Source organism: Streptomyces speibonae, from assembly GCF_984686075.1.
The window spans coordinates 2,087,754-2,108,301 of record NZ_OZ480260.1; the positions used below are offsets into that span (position 1 = coordinate 2,087,754).

Consider the following 20,548-nt stretch of genomic DNA (forward strand, 5'->3'; position numbering starts at 1 on the left):
GGCAGCAGAAACAACCCCCCGAGAATTGCGCCCTCTTTGTATACGGCACCCGTGTTAAGGGCGAAGACTCGGCATGTTTACGGGATGTTGCGAGGTCCTCACACGCTCCGTGCGGCCGGCCCGGTCGGCGCCGGAGCCGAACCGCAGGCGGTGCCCCGCGCTCGCGCGCTCGGTGTGCAGCGCCGTGACGGCCCGCGCGCGGTCGCCGTCGCCCCGCGCCACGGCGTCCACGATCGCGCCGTGCTCCGCCCAGTACTCGACCGGGTCGGCCGGACCGTCGGTGGTGTACATCCAGGTGATCTTGTGCCGCAGCTGGGTCAGCATCGACGTCAGCGCCGCGCTCCCGGAGGCCTGGGCGAGCGTCTCGTGGAACCAGCCGCTCAGGGACCGCAGGTCGTCGCTGTTGCCCTGACGGGCCCGTTCCTGCCCGAGCCGGACCAGTCCGCGCAGCACCTTGAGATGTGCCTCGGTGCGGCGCTGGGCCGCGCGGGCGGCGCCGAGCGGCTCGAGCAGGGTGCGCATCTCCAGCAGATCGGCGGCCTCCTGCTCGGTCGGTTCGGCGACACACGCGCCCGCGTGCCGACGGGTGACCACGAAGCCCTCGGCCTCCAGGGTGCGCAGCGCCTCGCGGACGGGGACGCGGGAGACGCCGTAGCGGCGGGCGAGGAGTTCCTCGGTGAGCCGGCTGCCACGCTCATGGACACCCGCGACGATGTCGTCCCGGATCGCCGTGCACACCGAGTGCGCGGGAATACGCATGACCGACCTCCGGCTTAATCCCCGTGAAACGCCGACGAATGACGTCCGTTCCGTGACTCTATTGCAACCGGCCGGAATTTCCGACGGCAGCCGGGAATCCACACATATTTTTTGGACAGCAGGCGCCCCCGAAACGCCGAAAGCCCCGGCCGGGGAGCCGGGGCTTCTCAGGGCGGGCGTGTCTCAGAGGTTCACGCCGTGCCCGCGGAGGTAGGCGACGGGATCGAGGTCGGAGCCGTACTCGGCGGTGGTACGGGCCTCGAAGTGCAGATGCGCGCCCGTGACGTTGCCGGTGGCGCCCGAGAGGCCGATCTGCTGGCCCGCGGCGACCTGCTGCCCCACCGAGACGGAGACGGACGACAGATGGCCGTACTGCGTGTACGTGCCGTCGTTCATCTTGATGACGACCTGGTTGCCGTACGCGCCGCCCCAGCCGGCCTCGACGACGGTGCCGACGCCCACCGACTGGACGGGCGTGCCGCTCGCGGCGTGGAAGTCGATGCCGGTGTGGGTGCCGGACGACCAGACGGCGCCACCGCTCCCGTAGGCGGTCGAGACGTAGGAGCCGGGGATCGGGGAGACGAAGGTGTTGAGGCGCTTGCGCTCCGCCTCACGCGCGGCGCGCTCCTTCTCCGCGCGGGCCTCCTCGGCCTCCTCGGCCGCCTTCTCGCGGGCCGCCTGCTCGGCGGCCTTGCGCGCGGCGGTCTCGGCCGCCTCACGCGCGGCCTCGTGCTGGGCGGCGGCCTGGGCGTCGATCCGGTCGGCGACCGCGTCGCCCAGGGTGACGACGGGAGTGAGGCCGGTCTGCGCCGCGGCGGGTTCGGCGGCGAGCGCGGGGGCCGCGAGGGAGCCGACGACTCCACCGCCGGCGAGGGCCGCGACGCCCGCCACGCGGACGGTGCCGCGCTGCGTCCGGCTGGGACGACGATGCTTCCCCGGGGCGCGGGTGAACGCCATGTACAGCTGGTCCTTTCCTTCCCTCTCGCCTACCGGGTTAGCTGACGGGTTCGGAGCAGGAAGGTCTCCTACGGACCCCCTCGCGGTACGCGCGGGCGCCCGATTCACCCCAGGGACTGCGTGTGGGTCCCCGGCTCCCCTGGCTCGCGCCGTACGGGGACTCGGCGATGGCTGTCCGCTGCCGCGGATGCGGCGCACTGCCCGACGAACAGCCCGCACGAAGCTATGCGGGACATCTCCCAACGCCCAAACGAATCCGGGTTTTTGTAGCGCATCCCACAGGGCAGACAGGCAACCTCCACCTCAATTCGGGCATAAGAGGGCCCTGGTGACGTTCGCGTCACCAGGGCCCACGCGCGCGTGCCGGCCGGCGGCCGCCTACTCGGCGGTCACGACGGTGACTTCACCGATCCCCAGGGCCTCGACCGGCGCCTTGATCTGCGCCGCGTCACCGACCAGGACGGTCACCAGGCGGTCCACCGGGAAGGCGCTGACGACCGCCGCGGTGGCCTCCACGGTGCCCGTCGCGGCCAACTGCCGGTACAGGTCGGCCTGGTAGTGGTCCGGCAGGTGCTGCTCGACCTGGTCGGCCAGGGTGCCGGCGACGGCCGCGGCGGTCTCGTACTTGAGCGGCGCCACCCCCACCAGGTTCTGTACGGCGACGTCGCGTTCGGCGTCGGTGAGCCCGTCCGCGGCAAGCGTGCGCAGCACCTTCCACAGGTCGTCCAGGGCGGGACCGGTGTTCGGCGTGTCGACGGAGCCGCTGATGGCCAGCATCGCCGCGCCCGTGCCGTCGGGGGCGGACCTGAGGACCTGTCCGAACGCCCGCACGCCGTAGGTGTAGCCCTTCTCCTCGCGCAGCACGCGGTCCAGGCGGGAGGTGAGGGTGCCGCCGAGGCAGTACGTGCCCAGCACCTGGGCGGGCCACACGCGGTCGTGGCGGTCGGGGCCGATCCGGCCGATCAGCAGCTGTGTCTGGACGGCGCCGGGACGGTCCACGATCACGACCCGGCCGCGGTCGTCGGCGACCACCGGCGGAACGGGCCGCGGCCGGCCCGGGGAGCCGGTCCAGGCGCCGATCGTGTCGCCGAGCAGCGCGTCCAGGTCGACGCCGGCGAGGTCGCCGACGACCACGACGGTGGCCGTGGCGGGGCGGACGTGGCTCTCGTAGAAGGCGCGCACGGCCGCGGAGTCGATGCCGGCGACCGTCTCCTCGGTGCCCTGGCGCGGGCGCGACATGCGCGAACTCGCCGGGAAGAGCTCCTTGGACAGTTCCTTCGCCGCGCGGCGGGAGGGGTTCGCCAGCTCGTGCGGGATCTCGTCGAGGCGGTTGCGGACGAGCCGCTCGACCTCGCTGTCGGCGAACGCGGGCGCCCTGAGGGCGTCGGCGAGCAGCCCGAGCCCCTTTGGCAGCCGCGAGGCGGGGACCTCCAGGCTGAGGCGGACGCCGGGGTGGTCGGCGTGCGCGTCCAGGGTGGCGCCGCAGCGCTCCAGTTCGGCGGCGAACTCCTCTGCGGAGTGCTTGTCGGTGCCCTCGGAAAAGGCGCGCGCCATGATCGTGGCGACGCCGTCGAGCCCCGCCGGCTCGGCCTCCAGGGGCGCGTCGAGCAGCACCTCGACGGCGACGACCTGCTGGCCGGGGCGGTCGCAGCGCAGGACGGTGACGCCGTTGTCGAGCCGGCCGCGCTCCGGGGCCGGGAAGGCCCAGGGCTTGGCGTCGCCCGGCTGCGGCTGGGGGTGGAAGTCCATCGTGGCGAGCTCGGTCACTTCGCCGCCTCCTCGTTCTCGTCGGTGCCGGCGGCCGCGGCGGCTTCCTCGGTGTCCTCGTCCTCCGGGGCGACGGGCTCGTAGACGAGCACCGCGCGGTTGTCGGGGCGCAGGCGGCTCTTGGCGACCTCCTGCACCTCCTCCGCCGTCACCTCGAGGACGCGCTGGACGGCGGTCAGGGCGAGCTGCGGGTCGCCGAACAGGACGGCGTACCGGCACAGTTCGTCGGCGCGGCCCGCGACCGTGCCGAGCCGGTCGAGCCACTCGCGCTCCAACTGGGCCTGCGCGCGTTCCATCTCCTCCGCCGTGGGGCCCTGATCGGCGAACCGGGCGAGCTCCTCGTCGATGGCCGCCTCGATGACCGGCACCTCCACGTCGCCGGAGGTCTTCACGTCCAGCCAGCCCAGGGAGGGGGCCCCGGTCAGCCGCAGCAGACCGAACCCGGCGGCCACGGCGGTGCGGTCGCGCCGTACCAGCCGGTTGTAGAGCCGCGAGGACTCGCCGCCGCCGAGGATCGTGAGCGCCAGGTCCACGGCGTCGCACGCGCGCGTGCCGTCCTCCGGCAGCCGGTAGGCGGCCATCAGCGCCCGCGCGGGGACCTCCTCCTCCACGACCTCGCGCAGCTGCTCGCCGATGACGTCGGGCAGCGAGCCGTCGCGCGGGGCGGGCTTGCCGTCGTGGGACGGGATGGAGCCGAAGTACTTCTCGATCCAGGCGAGGGTCTGCTCCGGGTCGATGTCCCCGACGACGGACAGCACGGCGTTGTTCGGCGCGTAGTAGGTGCGGAAGAACGCGCGGGCGTCCTCCAGGGTGGCCGCGTCCAGGTCCGCCATCGAGCCGATCGGCGTGTGGTGGTACGGGTGGCCCTCCGGGTAGGCGAGCGCGGTCAGCTTCTCGAAGGCCGTGCCGTAGGGGACGTTGTCGTAGCGCTGGCGGCGCTCGTTCTTGACGACGTCGCGCTGGTTCTCCATGGACTCGTCGTCCAGGGCGGTCAGCAGGGAGCCCATCCGGTCGGCCTCCAGCCAGAGGGCGAGCTCCAGCTGGTGGGCGGGCATGGTCTCGAAGTAGTTGGTGCGCTCGAAGCTGGTGGTGCCGTTGAGGGAGCCGCCGGCGCCCTGCACCAGCTCGAAGTGACCGTTGCCCTTCACCTGGGCGGAGCCCTGGAACATCAAGTGCTCGAAAAGGTGAGCCAGACCGGTACGCCCCTTGACTTCGTGGCGCGAACCGACGTCGTACCAGAGGCACACCGCCGCGACCGGGGTCAGGTGGTCCTCGGAGAGCACCACGCGCAGGCCGTTGGCCAGGCGGTGCTCGGTCGCTGTCAGGCCGCCGGAGCCTGCCTGGTCTGTGGCCGTGTGACCCATGGGCATGTACGTCCCTTCGATCGCGGAGGCGGGTCGTCGAATCCGCCGTTTCTGCCGGTCCTGCCACTGTATGCAAGCGCGCGGACGACCGGCGAAGTTCCCGGGCGGGCGGGGATACGCCGAGAGCGAGAATGCCCGGGAGGCCTGCCCGCGGGGGCGCGCGGCCGGTGCGGGTGGGCAGGGGGCGACTGGGGGTTGTCTCCCGCTCGCGCGAGGCCGGGAGCGGGCAGGCACGCACACCGCGTGCACCGCGCACACCGCGTGCGCGAACCCGGTGGCAACCCCCGCCGACCTGGTTCCCCGGGCGCCCCCGCGCGGAGCGCGGCGCGCCCGTCCGCGTACTCTGCTCGCGCCGCCGCACCGCACCGGACGGACCGGCCGGACCCGGGTCCTGGTCCCGTCTGTCAGTGCGACGGTCCACAATGGTCCGCGTCAGATCCGTCCCACGCTCAGCAAGGAGCCGGCAGCGATGGCCCGCCGCAGCACGAAGACCCCGCCGCCCGACGACCCGTACGAGGAGAAGATCCTCGACATCGACGTCGTCGACGAGATGCAGGGCTCCTTCCTCGAGTACGCCTACTCGGTCATCTACTCCCGCGCCCTGCCGGACGCGCGCGACGGCCTCAAGCCGGTGCACCGCCGCATCGTCTACCAGATGAACGAGATGGGTTTGCGGCCCGAGCGCGGCTACGTGAAGTGCGCCCGCGTCGTCGGCGAGGTCATGGGCAAGCTGCACCCCCACGGCGACGCGTCGATCTACGACGCCCTCGTGCGCATGGCCCAGTCGTTCTCCATGCGCGTCCCGCTCGTCGACGGCCACGGCAACTTCGGCTCGCTGGGCAACGACGACCCGCCCGCCGCCATGCGGTACACCGAGTGCCGGATGGCCGAGGCCACCGGTCTGATGACCGAGTCGATCGACGAGGACACGGTCGACTTCGCGCCCAACTACGACGGCCAGGAGCAGGAACCGGTGGCGCTGCCCGCCGCGTTCCCGAACCTCCTGGTGAACGGCGCCTCGGGCATCGCGGTCGGCATGGCCACCAACATGCCGCCGCACAACCTGCGCGAGGTCATCGCCGCCGCGCGGCACCTGATCAGGTACCCGAACGCCGACCTCGACGCGCTGATGAAGCACGTCCCGGGCCCCGACCTGCCCACGGGCGGACGGATCGTCGGGCTCTCCGGCATCCGCGACGCGTACCAGACGGGCCGCGGCACGTTCAAGATCCGCGCGACGGCCACGGTGGAGGACGTGACGGCGCGCCGCAAGGGCCTGGTCGTCACGGAGCTGCCCTTCACGGTCGGCCCGGAGAAGGTGATCGCCAAGATCAAGGACCTGGTCGGCTCGAAGAAGCTCCAGGGCATCGCCGACGTCAAGGACCTCACCGACCGTGAGCACGGTCTGCGCCTGGTCATCGAGATCAAGAACGGCTTCGTGCCCGAGGCGGTGCTGGAGCAGCTGTACAAGCTGACGCCGATGGAGGAGTCCTTCGGCATCAACAACGTGGCCCTGGTGGACGGCCAGCCGCTCACGCTCGGCCTCAAGGAGCTGCTGGAGGTCTACCTCGACCACCGCTTCACCGTCGTGCGCCGGCGTTCGGAGTTCCGCCGCGGCAAGAAGCGCGACCGTCTCCACCTGGTCGAGGGCCTGCTCACGGCGCTGGTGGACATCGACGAGGTCATCCGCCTCATCCGCTCCAGCGAGAACTCCGCACAGGCCAAGGAGCGGCTGATGGACCGCTTCTCGCTCAGCGACGTCCAGACCCAGTACATCCTCGACACGCCGCTGCGCCGCCTGACCAAGTACGACCGGATCGAGCTGGAGGCCGAGAAGGACCGGCTGAACGCGGAGATCGAGGAGCTGACCCGGATCCTGGACTCGGACGCCGAGCTGCGCAAGCTCGTCTCCGCCGAACTGGCCGCGGTGTCCAAGAAGTTCGGCAACGACCGGCGTACGCTGCTGCTGGAGTCGGGCGCCGCCGTGGCCGCCGCGGTGCCGCTGCAGGTGGCGGACGACCCGTGCCGTGTGCTGCTGTCGTCCACGGGGCTGCTGGCCCGTACGGCGAACGACGAGCCGTTCGGCGACACCTCCGGCGCCAAGCGGGTCAAGCACGACGTCATCGTCTCGGCGGTCCCGGCCACGGCACGAGGCGAGATCGGCGTCGTCACCTCGGCCGGCCGTCTGCTCCGGCTGAACGTCGTGGACCTGCCGCAGCTCCCCGAGACGCTGCCGACGCCCAACCTGTCGGGCGGGGCTCCCCTCGCCGAGTTCGTCTCCCTGGAGGACGACGAGGACGTGGTGTGCCTGACGACCCTGGACGAGTCGTCGCCCGGTCTCGCGCTCGGCACGGAACAGGGTGTCGTCAAGCGCGTGGTGCCCGACTACCCCTCCAACAAGGAGGAGCTGGAGGTCATCACGCTCAAGGAGGGCGACCGGATCGTCGGCGGGGTCGAGCTGCGCACGGGCGAGGAGGACCTGGTCTTCATCAGCGACGACGCCCAGCTGCTGCGCTTCCCGGCGGCCCAGGTCCGTCCGCAGGGCCGCCCCGCGGGCGGTATGGCGGGCATCAAGCTCACCTCGGGGGCGAAGGTCATCAGCTTCACGGCGGTCGATCCGGCGGTGGACGCGGTGGTGTTCACGGTCGCGGGCTCGCGCGGGACGCTGGACGACTCGGTCCAGACGACGGCCAAACTCACCCCGTTCGACCAGTACCCGCGCAAGGGCCGGGCCACCGGCGGTGTGCGCTGCCAGCGGTTCCTGAAGGGCGAGGACTGCCTGTCGCTGGCCTGGGCGGGCCCGGCCCCGGCCCGCGCCGCGCAGAGGAACGGCGCGGCGGTGTCCCTCCCGGAGCCCGACCCGCGCCGCGACGGTTCGGGCGTCTCCCTGGCGAAGACGGTGTCGGTGGTGGCGGGCCCGGTCTGAGCCACTCCGGGCGCCCGCTGAGGGCCCCTAGGCCGCCGGGTCCTCCTCCGTCTCCCGCACATAGCGCAGCACGCCCCACATGCCCTGCTCGTCGGCGTGTGGGGCGCCGTCGCTCACGCACGCCTCCAGCTCCGCGCGCAGGGCGGCGGCGTCGAGGTCCGTCCCGATGAGGACGAGCTGCGTGAGCCGCTGGGTCCCGGCCGGCCAGGGCGCGGGGTAGAACCGCAGGAACCGCCCCACGGCGTGCACGGCGTACCGGTTGCGGGTGTCGTACGGCCCGAAGTCGACGTATCCCTTGATCCGGTAGAGCCCCGCGGGCCTGCTGTCCAGGAAGCGGATCAGCCGCCGCGGGTCCAGCGGACGCTCGGAGGCGAACGAGAGGCTGTCGTAGGCGGCGTGCAGATGCCCGGTGTGGTCGTGGCCGTCGCGGTGCAGGTCGTCGAAGGACAGCTGCCCGACGCGCTCCTCGGCGGGACGGCAGTCGAAGAGGAACTCGGAGTCGACCCGGCCGTGCGTGGCGGGCACCACGGCGGCGCGGTCGACCAGTGACCGCACCAGGCGCAGCACCCGCGCCTCGTCCGTGACCCGGTCGGTCTTGTTGACGACGACCAGATCGGCGAGGGCGAGGTGCCGGTCGATCTCCGGGTGCCTGGCCCGGGTGTCGTCGAACTCGGCGGCGTCCACGACCTCGACGAGTCCGCCGTAGACGATGCCGGGGTGCTCGCTGGCGAGCACCATCCGTACCAGTTCCTGTGGTTCGGCCAGGCCGCTGGCCTCGATGACGATGACGTCGAGGCCGGCGGAGGGCCGGGCGAGCCGCTCGAGGTACGCGTCGAGTTCGCTGCCGTCGACGGCGCAGCACAGGCAGCCGTTGCCGAGCGACACGGTCGAGTCGCCGAGTGCCCCGGCGACGGCCATGGCGTCGATCTCGATGTCGCCGAAGTCGTTGACGACGGCACCGATGCGGCTGCCGCCGCTGCGGTGGAGGAGGTGGTTGAGCAGGGTGGTCTTCCCCGAGCCGAGGAATCCGGCCAGCACCACGACCGGAATCTGCCGCTCGCCGCTCCGCACCACCACGCGACCCCTTTCACACCTGTGCGCACACCGGCTCACCGACGGCGTACGCACCGAAGATTGACTGACGAAACAGGATACGAGCGACAGGAACGACGGCGAAGTGAACGATTGTTAGCAGCATCTGCGGGGCAGACGTTGGGCAAGGCGCCGGTTTGTGCGACCCTCGCTTCCCTCCGTGCGCCTCCTCTCCGCCTTCCCGCCGATCAGAGCCGCTCGGCACCCTGGAAGACGGCACGCGCCGCCCACCGCTCGCCGGTTCCCTGCAGTCGACCCGCATCCCGACGACCGGCGGACGGCGGCCTGATCGGGGGTATTTGACATGGGCACACGGAACAGTGGGATACGGGGGCTCCGCACCACGGTCGCCACCTGCCTGGGCGTGGTGGCGGGCGCCTGCGCCGTGATGGCGACACAGCGGCACAGCCTCGACGCGCTCGACGAGCGTCTGAGGCACCTGGAGAAGCAGACGCGCAATCAGCAGCAGGCCAACCTGGCCATGCAGCAGCGCCAGCACTGGGAGTTGCTGAGCAAGGCGATCGACGACCCCGATCTCGCCGAGGTGCTGGACACCTACGAGGTGCCGGTCGACGCGCAGAAGCGCCGCCAGTACCTCTTCGCCAACGCCCTGTACACCAACCTGCTGTGCTACCACCGCATCGGCAACCTCACCCGGGACGAGTTCTTCAAGTACGCCCGGGGCGTCTTCCAGAACCCGATCGTCAGGGACTACTGGTACGCGACCCGGCAGCAGCGCGCGAGCATCAAGGGGACGGAAGAGGCCGCGCTGGGTCAACTGATCGACGATCTGCTGCTGCAACTCGACGAGTCCGACACCGAGGAGTGGTGGGTCGTCGGGGACCCGCCCGCCGACACCTGATCCGACGCGCGGGCCCACCCCGCGCGACTAGGCGTCGGGGATGTCCGCCTTCGCCTTGATCAGCGTCTCCCGGGTGATCACGACGATGCGTTCGTAGTCGGCGCGGGCGGCGTCCTCGGGCAGTTGCGACTCCAGTGAATCAGTGGCATCCGTACCGATGACGGCGAAGTTGCCGTCGGCCAGCTCGAAGAGGTCGGGGCACGTGGCACCACCGGCACTGCCCCGGTGGCGCGGAGCGACCCCCAGGCGGCGAATGATCTGACTCACTGTTGAATTTCCTCTGCTCTCAAGGCGCGAGCACCTACGCCCGCTGCGGCGCCATGGTGGCAGGTCGTGAACCGCTCCGGGCACGACGGCACGCTCAAACCCCAACGGACACAACGCCCCAGCGGCTCTTCTATCACCCGTGAGGGTGTCTCCACGCGGCGGCGGACGATACGTCCGCAAGAGTCAGGAAGACCCCGAAGAATCGATCATGTGGTCACGCCCGGCACCTGCGCGGCGTTCAGGCGGGCACCGCCACCGGCGCCCCCTCCCCCACGTACCGGGCCGCCGGCCTGATGATCTTCGGGTCCTCCGCCTGCTCCAGGATGTTGGCGCTCCACCCGACCGCCCGCGCGGCCGCGAACGTGGGAGTGAACATCTCGCGCGGGATGCCGCAGAGTTCCATGACGGCGCCGGCGTAGTACTCCACGTTGGCGTGCAGGGCCCGGCCGGGCTTCAGCTCCGCCAGGATCGCCTCCACGTGGCGTTCGACCTCCACCGCGAAGTCCACCCGGGGTCCGCCGAACCGCTGGGCCACCTCGCGCAGCATCCGCGAGCGGGGGTCCTCCGTGCGGTAGACCGCGTGACCGAAGCCCATGATCCGCTCGCCCGCGCGCACATGCTCCCGGATCCAGGAGTCGATGCGCTCCGGCGTCCCGATCGCGTCCAGCGTGTCCAGCGCCCGGCTCGGCGCGCCCCCGTGCAGCGGGCCGGACAGCGCCGCCACCGCGCCCGCCAGGCACGCCGCCACGTCGGCACCGGTCGACGCGATGACCCGTGCCGTGAAGGTCGACGCGTTGAAGCCGTGATCAATGGTGGAGATCAGGTACTGCTCGATGGCCCGCACCCGCTCGGCGTCCGGTTCGGCGCCCGTCAGCATGTAGAGGTAGTTCGCCGCGTACGGCAGATCCTCGCGCGGCTCCACCGGCTCCAGCCCCCGGCCCAGCCGGTACAGAGCCGTGAGCAGCGTGGGCACCGCCGCGGTGGCCGCGAGGGTGTCCCGCAGGCGGCGGTCGGCATCGATGTCGTACACCGGCCGGAAGCCCTTCGCCGCGCCGAGCAGCGACAGGGCCGTCCGCATCCCGGCGAGCGGGCCGGAGCGCCCGCCGGCCGCCGCGACGGCGGGCAGGGCGGCCCGTACCGCGTCGGGCAGGCGCCGCAGTGCGGCGGTCTCGGCGGCGAAGCGCGCGGCCTGCCGCGCGTCGGGCAGTTCGCCGTGCACCAGCAGGTGCCACACGTCCTCGAAGCCGCGGGAGCGGGCCAGGTCGACGGCCGAGTACTGCCGGTAGTGGTAGAAGCCCTCGGTGCCCCGGACGTCGCCGATCCGGGTGTCCGTGACGACCACCCCCGCAAGCCCCTTCGGCACCTCGACGCGTGGGGCAACAGCCTCGTTGACAGACATGACTTCCTCCTTGAACTTGATTCGACTGTCCATCCTCGACACAAAGCTGTCAATATTGATTGAATCAATATTTCAGTTAGCTCAGTCCATGTGCGACAGGACGGATAGCGTGGCCCCATGCGCGATCAAGACCCCTCCCCCGGCGCCGCCGACCGGCGCCTGAGCACCAGGGAAGCCGCCGAACTGCTCGGGGTGAAACCGGAGACCGTGTACGCGTACGTGAGCCGCGGCCAGCTCAGCAGCCGCCGCACGCACGGGGGCCGCGGCAGCACCTTCGACGCCCGGGAGGTCGAGGCACTCGCGCGGCGCAACCGGCGGGAGAGCGCGGGCGGTCCGGGCGGCTCCGGCGGTGAGCTGTCCGTGCGGACCCGGCTCACCCTCATCGACAGCGACCGGTTCTACTTCCGCGGCGTCGACGCCGTCGAACTCGCCACCCGGCACAGCTACGAGGAGGTCGCCGAGTGGCTGTGGACCGGCCGCCTGAGCCCCGGGGCCGCGTTCGACCCGCCGGGGCCGCCCGTCGCGGTCGCCCGCCGTGCCGTGAAGGCGCTGCCCTCGCACGCCACTCCCACCGACCGCCTGCGCGTCGCGGCGACCGCCGCGGCGACCGCGGACCCGCTGCGCTTCGACCTGTCCGAGGACGCCGTCCTCGGCGCCGCCCGCGTCCTCATCCCGACCCTGGTCGCCGCGCTGCCCCCGCTCGGGTCCGGTCACCGCGACACCGGCCCGCTGGCCCACCGTCTCTGGCCCCGGCTCACCGGCCGGGAGGCCGACGAGGCACGGCTGCGGGTCCTCGACACGGCTCTGGCGCTCCTCGTCGACCACGACCTCGCCGCCTCCACCCTCGCCGTCCGCGTGGCGGCGTCCGCCCGCGCGCACGCCTACGCGGCCGTCTCGGCCGGGCTCGGCGTGCTGGAGGGCCCCCTGCACGGCGCGGCCAGCGGCCACGCGCACAGACTGCTGCTCGAGGTCCTGGACCAGGGCGACGCGGCCCCCGTCATCGCGGAGGAGCTGCGGGCCGGCCGCCGCGTCCCGGGGCTCGGCCACCGCCTGTACCCCGGCGAGGACCCGCGTGCGCGGGCGCTGTTCACCCTTCTGGAGGACATCCCGCAGGCCGCTCCCGCGCTGGCCGCCGCGCGCGACATCGTGGCCACCGCCGCACGCCGCACGCCGCTGCACGCCAACGTCGACCTGGCGCTCGCCGTCTTCACCGCGTCCTGCGGCATGCCGTCCTCCGCGGGCGAGACGATCTTCGCCGTCGCCCGTACGGCCGGATGGATCGCCCACGCGCTGGAGGAGTACGGCGAGCGCCCCCTGCGCATGCGCCCCAGCGGTCTCTACACGGGGCCGAAGCCGCCCCGGCCGCTGCCCGGGCAGGAGACGGGTGGGGCGGCACGGCACTCCTGAGAAAGTCAGGTTAGGCTCACCTGTGTGAGTAGCACGTGCTCAACCGTCTCCCGCGAGCTCGACGAGCCGGTCGCGGGAACCGCGGCCACCGCGAGGACCTGGCTGCTGCTGGAGCAGCCGGGCCCGTGGGGTGCCAAGGCGCTCACCTCGAGCCACCTCGATCCCGCGCTGGGCCGGGAACTGGAGACCGCCGCGCGCGGTACCGGGGTCCGGGTCGCGCTGATACGGCGCGCGGGGCGCCACGCGGACCGCCGGGTGCCCGCCGACCGCCAGGTGTACGCCGCCCACACCGTTCCGGGAAACGTGTGGCTGCGGGCGGCCACGATCACCGACCCCGCACGGCTGCTGGACCTCGACTTCGCCGCGCTGGGCCGGGGCGGGCCCGCGACCTTCGAGGCGGCGCTCGGCGGCGTTCCCCACGAGGGCGACCCGCTCGCGCTCGTGTGCACCAACGGCAGGCGCGACCGCTGCTGTGCCCTGCTCGGGCGGCCCCTGGCGGCCGAGCTCGCCGCCTCCGGGGTCGAGGGCGTCTGGGAGGTCACCCACCTCGGCGGCCACCGCTTCTCGCCCACGGTGCTCGTCCTGCCCTACGGCTACGCCTACGGCCGGGCCGAGGCGCACGCCGTCAAGGAGGTGCTGCACGGCGCGCAGGAGGGCCGGATCGTCGTCGAGGGGTGCCGGGGCGCCTCCGCGTGGGAGCGGCCCGGCCAGGCGGCCGAGCTGGCCGTGCGCCGCGCGGTGGGCGAGTACGCCGCGCAGGCCCTGAGCGTCGTACGGACGGACGGCGCGGCGCCGCGCTGGGAGGTGACCGTCGCCCACGCGGACGGGCGGCGATGGCGGGTGGCGGTCGCGCAGGGCGCCTCCCTGCCGCCCCGCCCGGACAGCTGCGGATCGGTCCTCGGCTCGCCCGCGCGGATGGACGTCGTGGACATCCGCGAGGCGGCCCTGGCGGCACTGGCCGGCTGACCGCGCGTACGGCGGCCCGCCCACGCCGACATCGGCGGCGGCTCCTTGGAGATCGCCCACGGCCTCGACCAGGAGCCCGGCGCCGCGGTGTCGCTGCCGCTCGGCGCCGGCCGCCTCACCGCCGGCCGGCTGCCCGGCGACCCGCCCGGGCCCGACGACGTCCGCGCGCTGCGCCGCCCTGTGCGCACCGGGATCGCCCGCACGGTGGGTGATGTCAGCCGCCTGGGCGCCCCCGACCACGTGGTGGCCACGTCCAGGACGTCCAAGCAGCTCGCCCGCCTCGCGGGCGCGGCCCGCTCCGCCCACGGCGGCGCGCTCCCGGGAGAATCCCGCCGCACCCCTACGGCAGCCCCGGCCCCGCCACGTACCGTCGTGGCCATGAGTAGCGCACCCCCCGCTCGCCGCCTGCGCCTCGGGCTGCCCCGGCGCGTGTTCTCGCAGGTCCTGCTGATGCAGCTGGCCATCGCCGCGGGGGTCGCGGTGCTCGCCACCGGGCTGTTCCTCGCGCCGCTCGGCGACCAGCTGGACGACCAGGCGATGCGCCGCGCGCTGGCGATCGCGCAGACCACGGCCCAGCAGCGGCACATCGCGGACAGCCTGCAAAGCACGGACCCCTCACCCGGCGGCCCCGTGCAGCGGGAGGCGGAGCGGATCCGCGAGGCCACCGGCGCCGAGTACATCGTGGTGCTGGACCTGCGGGGCGTGCGCTGGTCGCACACCGACCCGCGGCGGATCGGCGGCGTGGTGTCGACCGACCCCGGCGAGGCGCTGGCCGGGCACGAGGTCATGGAGATCGACGAGGGCACCCTGGGGCGCTCCGCGCGGGGCAAGGTGCCGCTGCGGGACGACGCGGGCGAGATCGTCGGGGCGGTCTCGGTCGGCATCGCCTACGACAGCGTCCGGGCCCGGCTGATCGCCGCGATCCCCGGCCTTCTCGCCTACGCCGGCGGCGCCCTGGCGGTGGGCGCGCTCGCGGCCTGGCTCATCTCCCGGCGGGTCCAGCGGCAGACCCGCGACCTGGCCTTCTCCGACATCGCGGCGCTGCTCGCCGAGCGCGAGGCCATGCTGCACGGCATCCGGGAGGGCGTCGTCGCCCTGGACCGCGGCGGCCGCATCCGGCTGCTGAACGACGAGGCGCAGCGTCTGCTGGGGATCGGTGGTGAGGCCGTCGGCCGCTCCCCCGGCGAGGCGCTCGGCGCGGGACGCACCGCCGACGTGCTCGCCGGGCGGGTGACCGGCACCGATCTGCTCACCGTCCGCGGCCGGCGGGTCCTGGTCGCCAACCGCATGCCGACCGACGACGGCGGCGCCGTGGCCACCTTGCGCGACCGCACGGAGCTGGACCGGCTGGGCCGGGAGCTGGACTCCACGCGGGGGTTGATCGACGCGCTGCGCGCCCAGGACCACGAGCACGCCAACCGCATGCACACCCTGCTCGGGCTGCTGGAACTGGAGATGTACGACGACGCCGTGGAGTTCGTCGGCGAGGTCGTCGGCGACCACCGGGCCACGTCGGAGCAGGTCATGGAGAAGATCCGGGACCCGCTGCTCGCGGCGCTGCTGGTGGGCAAGGCGACCGTCGCCGCCGAGCGCGGCGTGGCCCTGTGGGTCTCCGACCGGACCAGCCTGCCGGACCGGCTCATCGACCCGCGCGGGCTCGTCACCGTCCTCGGCAACCTGCTGGACAACGCCCTGGACGCCACCGCCGGTACGCCGCACGCGCGCGTGGAGGTCGAGTTGCGCGCGGAGGGGCGCACCGCGGTGCTCGTCGTGCGGGACACGGGGCCCGGGGTGCCGCCCGACCGGCGCGAGCTGGTCTTCACCGAGGGCTGGTCCACCAAGGAGGCGCCGGCGCATCGCGAGCGGGGCATCGGGCTGCCCCTGGTGCGCAGGCTCGCCGAGCGCCAGGGGGGCGGCGCGAGCGTGGGCGAGGCGCCGGGCGGCGGCGCGGAGTTCACCGTGATCCTGCCCGAGGCGCTGGCCGAGCCGGGCGCCGAACCCGCGCTGACCGGGGCGACCGCCCCGCGGACCGCCGAGGAGGAGACACCCCGGCACGGCGACGCGGGCCGCCCGGAACACCCTTAGGTGCGGGCGGCCCGCGCCTGAGGACACGGCCCATGGGGGCGGGGGAAGGAACCGTGCCCCACCTTCCATACGGATGCGGGGGCCGTCCGTCTCCGTCGGCCGCCCCTACACCGCCCCCGCTCCGGTCAGCGAACGCACCTCGGTCTCCGCGTGCCGGGCCGCGTCGGGGTCCTCGGCCGAGGTGACGGTGCCGAGCCAGCCGGCGAGGAAGCCCAGCGGGATGGAGACCAGCCCCGGGTTCTGCAGCGGGAAGAGCTGGAAGTCGGCGCCGGGGATGAGGGATTCGGGGCTGCCGGACACCACGGGGGACACCGCCACCAGCACCAGCGCCGGGACCAGACCGCCGTAGACGGACCATACGGCACCGCGTGTGGTGAAACGGCGCCAGAACAGCGAGTAGAGCAGCACGGGCAGGTTCGCGGACGCGGCCACGGCGAAGGCGAGGCCCACCAGGAACGCCACGTTGAGGTCGCGGGCCAGCAGCCCCAGGGCGATCGCCAGCAGACCGATGCCCACCGCGGCGACCCGGGCGACGGCCACCTCGCCGCGCGGTGTTCCCCGGCGGCGCCGAAGGGACGCGTACAGGTCGTGCGCGACGGACACGGAGGAGGCCAGCGTGATCCCGGCGACCACGGCGAGGATCGTCGCGAAGGCGACCGCGGCGACGACCGCGAACAGGATCGTTCCGCCCAGGGTGCCGACGCCGCCGCCCAGGTCGAGGGCGAGCAGCGGCACGGCCGTGTTCCCGGACGCGTCGGAGGCGCGTACGGCACCCGGTCCGATGATCGCGGCGGCCCCGAAGCCGAGCACGATCGTCATCAGGTAGAACCCGCCGATGAGTCCGATCGCCCAGACGACCGAGCGCCGTGCCGCCCGCGCGGTGGGCACGGTGTAGAAGCGGGACAGGATGTGCGGCAGTCCGGCCGTGCCGAGCACCAGGGCGAGCCCCAGGCTGATGAAGTCGAACCGCGCGGTCCAGTCCGTGCCGTAGGCGAGCCCGGGCGCCAGGAAGGCGTCCCCGTGCCCGCTGCGGTCGGCCGCCGTGTGCAGCAGCCGGTTGAGGTCGCCGTGGAAGCGCAGCAGGACCAGCGTGGTCAGCGCGACGGTGCCGCCGAGCAGCAGGACCGCCTTGACGATCTGGATCCATGTGGTGGCCCGCATCCCGCCCAACGAGACGTAGATCACCATGAGGACGCCCACGCCGACGACGGCCCAGGACCGCAGCGCCTCGCCGGTGCCGCCGAGCAGCAGCGCGACCAGGCTGCCCGCGCCCACCATCTGCGCCACCAGGTACAGCACGGACACGGTGACCGAGGAGGTGCCCGCCGCGATGCGCACCGGCCGCTCCCGCATGCGCGCGGCGACGACGTCCGCGAGCGTGAAGCGCCCGCAGTTGCGCACGAGTTCCGCGACCAGGAACAGCACCACCAGCCAGGCCACCAGGAACCCCACCGAGTAGAGCATCCCGTCGTAGCCGACGAGCGCGATGAGTCCGGAGATGCCGAGGAAGGAGGCGGCCGACATGTAGTCGCCCGCGATGGCAAAACCATTCTCCATGGGCGAGAAGAGCCTGCCGCCGGCGTAGAACTCCTCCGCGGAGCCCTGGCGGCGACGGCTCACCCAGGTCGTGATGGCCAGCGTGACCGCGACGAACACGCTGAACAGCAGCAGAGCCGACGTCTGATGATCGACCGTCACGCGGCACCGCCTCTGCCCCGCGCCAGTTCCTGGGCGTCCCAGCGCAGTTGCAGCGCCGCGCGGTCCCTGCGCAACCGCGCGTGCCGTGCGTAGGCCCAGGTGAGCAGGAAGGTGGTGAGGAACTGGCCGAGCCCCGCCAGCATGCCCAGGTTCACGGCGCCGGCGACCGGGCGTGCCATCAGTTCCGGCGCGGTCGTGGCGGCCACGACGTACGCCACGTACCAGGCGAGGAAGACCACGACCGCCGGGACCACGAACCGCCGGTACCTGCTGCGGACCTCCTGGAAGGCCGCGCTGCGCTGTACTTCGAGGTAGACGTCGGCGGCCGCCGCGGTGCTGGGTTCGCGCCGCGGCGGCGGCACCCCGGCGTCGGACGACTCGCCCCAGCCCGAGGCCAGGGCGTCGTACCAGGGATCGTCGTAGGTCACGTCCCCCGAGTTGCTTGACTGCATGCCCAAGGATGGACAGAACGGGAAGATCCCTGACGCTTCTTCCCGTTCCTCTTCACCCCATCAGGTGACCCGGCTTGCGGGCGCACCCGCGAGGGCCCGTCGCGCAGCTCCCTAGGCGTCGATGCGGGAGCGGTCCAGCGTCGCCGCGGAGCTGGAGATGAACTCCTTGCGCGGGGCCACGTCGTTGCCCATGAGCAGGTCGAAGACCTGCTCGGCGGCCTCCAGGTCGGTGAGGTTGATCCGGCGCAGGGTGCGGTGACGCGGGTCCATGGTGGTCTCGGCCAGCTGGTCGGCGTCCATCTCGCCGAGGCCCTTGTAGCGCTGGATCGAGTCCTTGTACCGGATGCCCTTGCTCTGGAACTCCATGAGCTTGTCGCGCAGTTCCCGGTCCGAGTACGTGTAGACGTACTTGTCCTGGCCCTTCTTGGGCTGGACGATCTCGATGCGGTGCAGTGGCGGCACCGCGGCGAACACCCGCCCGGCCTCGACCATGGGCCGCATGTAGCGGTGGAACAGCGTCAGCAGCAGCGTACGGATGTGGGAGCCGTCGACGTCGGCGTCGGTCATCATGATGATCTTGCCGTAGCGGGCCGCGTCGATGTCGAAGGTCCGCCCCGAGCCGGCTCCTATGACCTGGATGATGGCGCCGCACTCGGCGTTCTTGAGCATGTCGGTCACGGACGACTTCTGGACGTTGAGGATCTTGCCCCGGATCGGCAGCAGCGCCTGGAACTCGGAGTTCCGGGCGAGCTTCGCCGTACCGAGCGCGGAGTCGCCCTCGACGATGAACAGCTCGCTGCGGTCGACGTCGTCGCTGCGGCAGTCGGCGAGCTTGGCGGGCAGCGTGGACGACTCCAGGGCCGTCTTGCGGCGCTGGGCGTCCTTGTGCTGGCGGGCGGCGATACGCGTCCGGGCCGCCGCGACCACCTTCTCCATGACGACGCGGGCCTGCTGGGCCGCGTCCCGCTTGGAGGAGGTCAGGAACGCCTTGAGCTCTTTGGAGATCACGTTGTTCACGATGCGGCGGGCCGCCGAGGTGCCGAGGACCTCCTTGGTCTGGCCCTCGAACTGCGGCTCGGCCAGACGGACCGTGACGACCGCCGTCAAGCCCTCGAGGGCGTCGTCCTTGACGATGTCGTCCTCGGCCACGCGCAGCATCTTCTTGGCGCGCAGCACCTCGTTCATCGTCTTGGCGACGGCCTGCTCGAAGCCGGCGACATGGGTGCCGCCCTTGGGGGTGGCGATGATGTTGACGAACGACCTGAGCGTGGTGTCGTAGCCGGTTCCCCAGCGCATCGCCACGTCGACCCCGAGCTCGCGGGTGACCTCGGTGGGCGTCATCTGGCCGTGCTCGTCGAGGACGGGGACGGTCTCCTTGAAGGTGCCCTGTCCCGTGAAGCGGAGGGTGTCGCAGATCGGCCGGTCGGTGGCCAGGAACTCGCAGAACTCGCTGATGCCGCCGTCGAAGCGGAAGGACTCCTCGCCCTTGCTGCCGCCCTCTCCGAGCCCGAACTCGTCACGGACGACGATGGTCAGCCCGGGCACCAGGAACGCCGTCTGCCGGGCGCGCTGGTGCAGCGTGGCCAGGTCGAGCCGGGCGTCCTTGAGGAAGATCTGGCGGTCGGCCCAGTAGCGCACGCGGGTACCGCTGCGGGTCTTGGGGATCTTCTTGACCTTGCGCAGCCCGCTCCTGGCCTCGAACTTCGCGTCCGGACCCAGCGCGGCGAATTCACCGGGGACACCGCGCCGGAAGCTGATCGCGTGAGTGTGTCCGCCGCGGTCGACCTCGACGTCGAGCCGCGCGGAGAGGGCGTTGACCACGGAGGCGCCGACGCCGTGCAGACCGCCGGAGGCGGCGTAGGAGCCGCCGCCGAACTTGCCGCCGGCGTGCAGCTTGGTCATGACGACCTCGACGCCGGAGAGCCCGGTCTTGGGCTCGACGTCGACCGGGATGCCCCGGCCGTTGTCCCGGACCTCCACCGAGCCGTCGTCGTGGAGGACCACCTCGATGCGGTCGCAGTAGCCACCGAGGGCCTCGTCCACGGAGTTGTCGATGATCTCCCAGAGGCAGTGCATCAGACCACGGCTGTCGGTGGATCCGATGTACATACCGGGGCGCTTCCGCACGGCCTCGAGCCCCTCGAGGACGAGCAGGTGCCGCGCGGTGTAGTTGGAACCGTCCCGGTCTGCTCCTGCCAGCAGCGCTGTGGACGGCACGGACGTCTCGGCGGTCACGCGGTTCGCTCCTCGCTGAATTTCAATGGGGCCCCTCATGGGTAAGGGCGCGGCCTGAGTTACCGGTGAGAGGGTACCGAGGCCTGGTAGAGCCGTTGTAACGCCACCCTCGTCTGTGACCACCCTAGTCCAGAGTCGTATGCGTGTTCGATCCCTCGATGGAGTGAAGCACACATCACGTTCCCTTCCAGGCATGAACCATTTAGGCTCCGGGCACGTCCTCATGAACAACCGGCAACCCAGCCGGGAGGGCCGACCACCGATACGAACGCGAATCCGTACGACACAGAGACACGCACTACGGCACATTCG

General features: G+C 72.3%; 15 protein-coding genes and 1 riboswitch. Of the genes, 5 read left to right on the forward strand and 10 right to left on the reverse strand.

What is annotated here, in order from left to right; genetic code table 11:
* Nucleotides 1-54 precede the first annotated feature (54 nt).
* The 4 genes from AC5L3C_RS09165 to AC5L3C_RS09180 form a co-directional block, all read right to left on the reverse strand.
* On the reverse strand, nucleotides 55-759 hold the full coding sequence (locus tag AC5L3C_RS09165) for a GntR family transcriptional regulator (protein WP_493648308.1): 705 nt from the start codon (nucleotides 757-759) through the stop codon (nucleotides 55-57).
* A gap of 183 nt (nucleotides 760-942) precedes the next feature.
* Nucleotides 943-1,716: a M23 family metallopeptidase gene (locus tag AC5L3C_RS09170; RefSeq protein WP_493648310.1), complete on the reverse strand. Its 774-nt coding sequence runs from the start codon at nucleotides 1,714-1,716 to the stop codon at nucleotides 943-945.
* A gap of 11 nt (nucleotides 1,717-1,727) precedes the next feature.
* A riboswitch (cyclic di-AMP (ydaO/yuaA leader) is annotated at nucleotides 1,728-1,893 on the reverse strand.
* A 201-nt stretch (nucleotides 1,894-2,094) separates the two neighbouring features.
* Complete coding sequence (locus AC5L3C_RS09175) at nucleotides 2,095-3,483, reverse strand: M16 family metallopeptidase (RefSeq protein WP_493648312.1); 1,389 nt, start codon at nucleotides 3,481-3,483, stop codon at nucleotides 2,095-2,097.
* Nucleotides 3,480-4,853, reverse strand: a complete 1,374-nt coding sequence (locus AC5L3C_RS09180; protein ID WP_493648314.1) for a M16 family metallopeptidase — start codon at nucleotides 4,851-4,853, stop codon at nucleotides 3,480-3,482. Before AC5L3C_RS09180 ends, AC5L3C_RS09175 begins: the two co-directional genes overlap by 4 nt.
* A 463-nt stretch (nucleotides 4,854-5,316) precedes the next feature.
* Here AC5L3C_RS09180 and AC5L3C_RS09185 point away from each other — a divergent pair, with 463 nt between their 5' ends.
* Nucleotides 5,317-7,773: a DNA gyrase/topoisomerase IV subunit A gene (locus AC5L3C_RS09185; protein WP_493648316.1), complete on the forward strand. Its 2,457-nt coding sequence runs from the start codon at nucleotides 5,317-5,319 to the stop codon at nucleotides 7,771-7,773.
* 27 nt (nucleotides 7,774-7,800) lie between these two features.
* On the opposite strand, the gene AC5L3C_RS09190 is transcribed toward AC5L3C_RS09185, so the two are convergent.
* On the reverse strand, nucleotides 7,801-8,850 hold the full coding sequence (locus tag AC5L3C_RS09190; RefSeq protein WP_493648318.1) for a CobW family GTP-binding protein: 1,050 nt from the start codon (nucleotides 8,848-8,850) through the stop codon (nucleotides 7,801-7,803).
* A 319-nt stretch (nucleotides 8,851-9,169) separates the two neighbouring features.
* On the opposite strand from AC5L3C_RS09190, the gene AC5L3C_RS09195 reads away from it, so the two are divergent.
* Nucleotides 9,170-9,727 (forward strand): DUF6082 family protein, encoded by a 558-nt coding sequence (locus tag AC5L3C_RS09195; RefSeq protein WP_493648320.1) that lies wholly within the window; start codon nucleotides 9,170-9,172, stop codon nucleotides 9,725-9,727.
* Nucleotides 9,728-9,754: 27 nt separating this feature from the next.
* On the opposite strand, the gene AC5L3C_RS09200 is transcribed toward AC5L3C_RS09195, so the two are convergent.
* Together AC5L3C_RS09200 and AC5L3C_RS09205 are read right to left on the reverse strand one after the other, a co-directional pair.
* Nucleotides 9,755-9,994 carry a hypothetical protein gene (locus AC5L3C_RS09200; RefSeq protein ID WP_125503831.1) on the reverse strand — a complete coding sequence of 80 codons (240 nt, stop codon included), beginning with the start codon at nucleotides 9,992-9,994 and terminating at the stop codon, nucleotides 9,755-9,757.
* A gap of 238 nt (nucleotides 9,995-10,232) precedes the next feature.
* The gene (locus AC5L3C_RS09205) at nucleotides 10,233-11,393 is read right to left on the reverse strand and encodes a citrate synthase (protein ID WP_493648323.1); all 1,161 of its coding nucleotides are present in this window, start codon (nucleotides 11,391-11,393) and stop codon (nucleotides 10,233-10,235) included.
* A 117-nt stretch (nucleotides 11,394-11,510) separates the two neighbouring features.
* On the opposite strand from AC5L3C_RS09205, the gene AC5L3C_RS09210 reads away from it, so the two are divergent.
* From AC5L3C_RS09210 to AC5L3C_RS09220, 3 genes are read left to right on the forward strand one after another with little or no spacing between them, the layout of a single operon-like run.
* The gene (locus tag AC5L3C_RS09210; RefSeq protein WP_493648325.1) at nucleotides 11,511-12,800 is read left to right on the forward strand and encodes a citrate/2-methylcitrate synthase; all 1,290 of its coding nucleotides are present in this window, start codon (nucleotides 11,511-11,513) and stop codon (nucleotides 12,798-12,800) included.
* A gap of 24 nt (nucleotides 12,801-12,824) precedes the next feature.
* Nucleotides 12,825-13,766, forward strand: a complete 942-nt coding sequence (locus AC5L3C_RS09215; protein ID WP_493648327.1) for a ferredoxin family protein — start codon at nucleotides 12,825-12,827, stop codon at nucleotides 13,764-13,766.
* A gap of 30 nt (nucleotides 13,767-13,796) precedes the next feature.
* Complete coding sequence (locus tag AC5L3C_RS09220; protein WP_493653790.1) at nucleotides 13,797-15,851, forward strand: sensor histidine kinase; 2,055 nt, start codon at nucleotides 13,797-13,799, stop codon at nucleotides 15,849-15,851.
* A 105-nt stretch (nucleotides 15,852-15,956) separates the two neighbouring features.
* Here the strand turns inward: AC5L3C_RS09220 and AC5L3C_RS09225 are convergent, their stop codons facing one another.
* The 3 genes from AC5L3C_RS09225 to AC5L3C_RS09235 all read right to left on the reverse strand — a co-directional run bounded on the left by AC5L3C_RS09225 (nucleotide 15,957) and on the right by AC5L3C_RS09235 (nucleotide 20,236).
* Entirely contained in the window at nucleotides 15,957-17,549 is a 1,593-nt protein-coding gene (locus tag AC5L3C_RS09225) for a monocarboxylic acid transporter (protein WP_493648329.1), read from the reverse strand.
* A complete protein-coding gene (locus AC5L3C_RS09230) occupies nucleotides 17,546-18,001 on the reverse strand; it encodes a DUF485 domain-containing protein (protein WP_493648331.1) in 456 nt (151 codons plus the stop codon). Before AC5L3C_RS09230 ends, AC5L3C_RS09225 begins: the two co-directional genes overlap by 4 nt.
* A gap of 111 nt (nucleotides 18,002-18,112) precedes the next feature.
* Nucleotides 18,113-20,236, reverse strand: coding sequence for a DNA gyrase/topoisomerase IV subunit B (locus AC5L3C_RS09235; RefSeq protein ID WP_125503843.1), 2,124 nt, complete (start codon nucleotides 20,234-20,236; stop codon nucleotides 18,113-18,115).
* Nucleotides 20,237-20,548 lie beyond the last annotated feature (312 nt).

Excerpts from the sequence above, each read along its gene's own strand:
- AC5L3C_RS09165 (WP_493648308.1), bottom strand. The coding sequence starts at position 759 with ATGCGTATTCCCGCGCACTCGGTGTGCACGGCGATCCGGGACGACATC.
- AC5L3C_RS09170 (WP_493648310.1), bottom strand. The coding sequence starts at position 1,716 with ATGGCGTTCACCCGCGCCCCGGGGAAGCATCGTCGTCCCAGCCGGACG.
- AC5L3C_RS09180 (WP_493648314.1), bottom strand. The coding sequence starts at position 4,853 with ATGCCCATGGGTCACACGGCCACAGACCAGGCAGGCTCCGGCGGCCTG.
- AC5L3C_RS09185 (WP_493648316.1), top strand. The coding sequence starts at position 5,317 with ATGGCCCGCCGCAGCACGAAGACCCCGCCGCCCGACGACCCGTACGAG.
- AC5L3C_RS09195 (WP_493648320.1), top strand. The coding sequence starts at position 9,170 with ATGGGCACACGGAACAGTGGGATACGGGGGCTCCGCACCACGGTCGCC.
- AC5L3C_RS09205 (WP_493648323.1), bottom strand. The coding sequence starts at position 11,393 with ATGTCTGTCAACGAGGCTGTTGCCCCACGCGTCGAGGTGCCGAAGGGG.
- AC5L3C_RS09210 (WP_493648325.1), top strand. The coding sequence starts at position 11,511 with ATGCGCGATCAAGACCCCTCCCCCGGCGCCGCCGACCGGCGCCTGAGC.
- AC5L3C_RS09230 (WP_493648331.1), bottom strand. The coding sequence starts at position 18,001 with ATGCAGTCAAGCAACTCGGGGGACGTGACCTACGACGATCCCTGGTAC.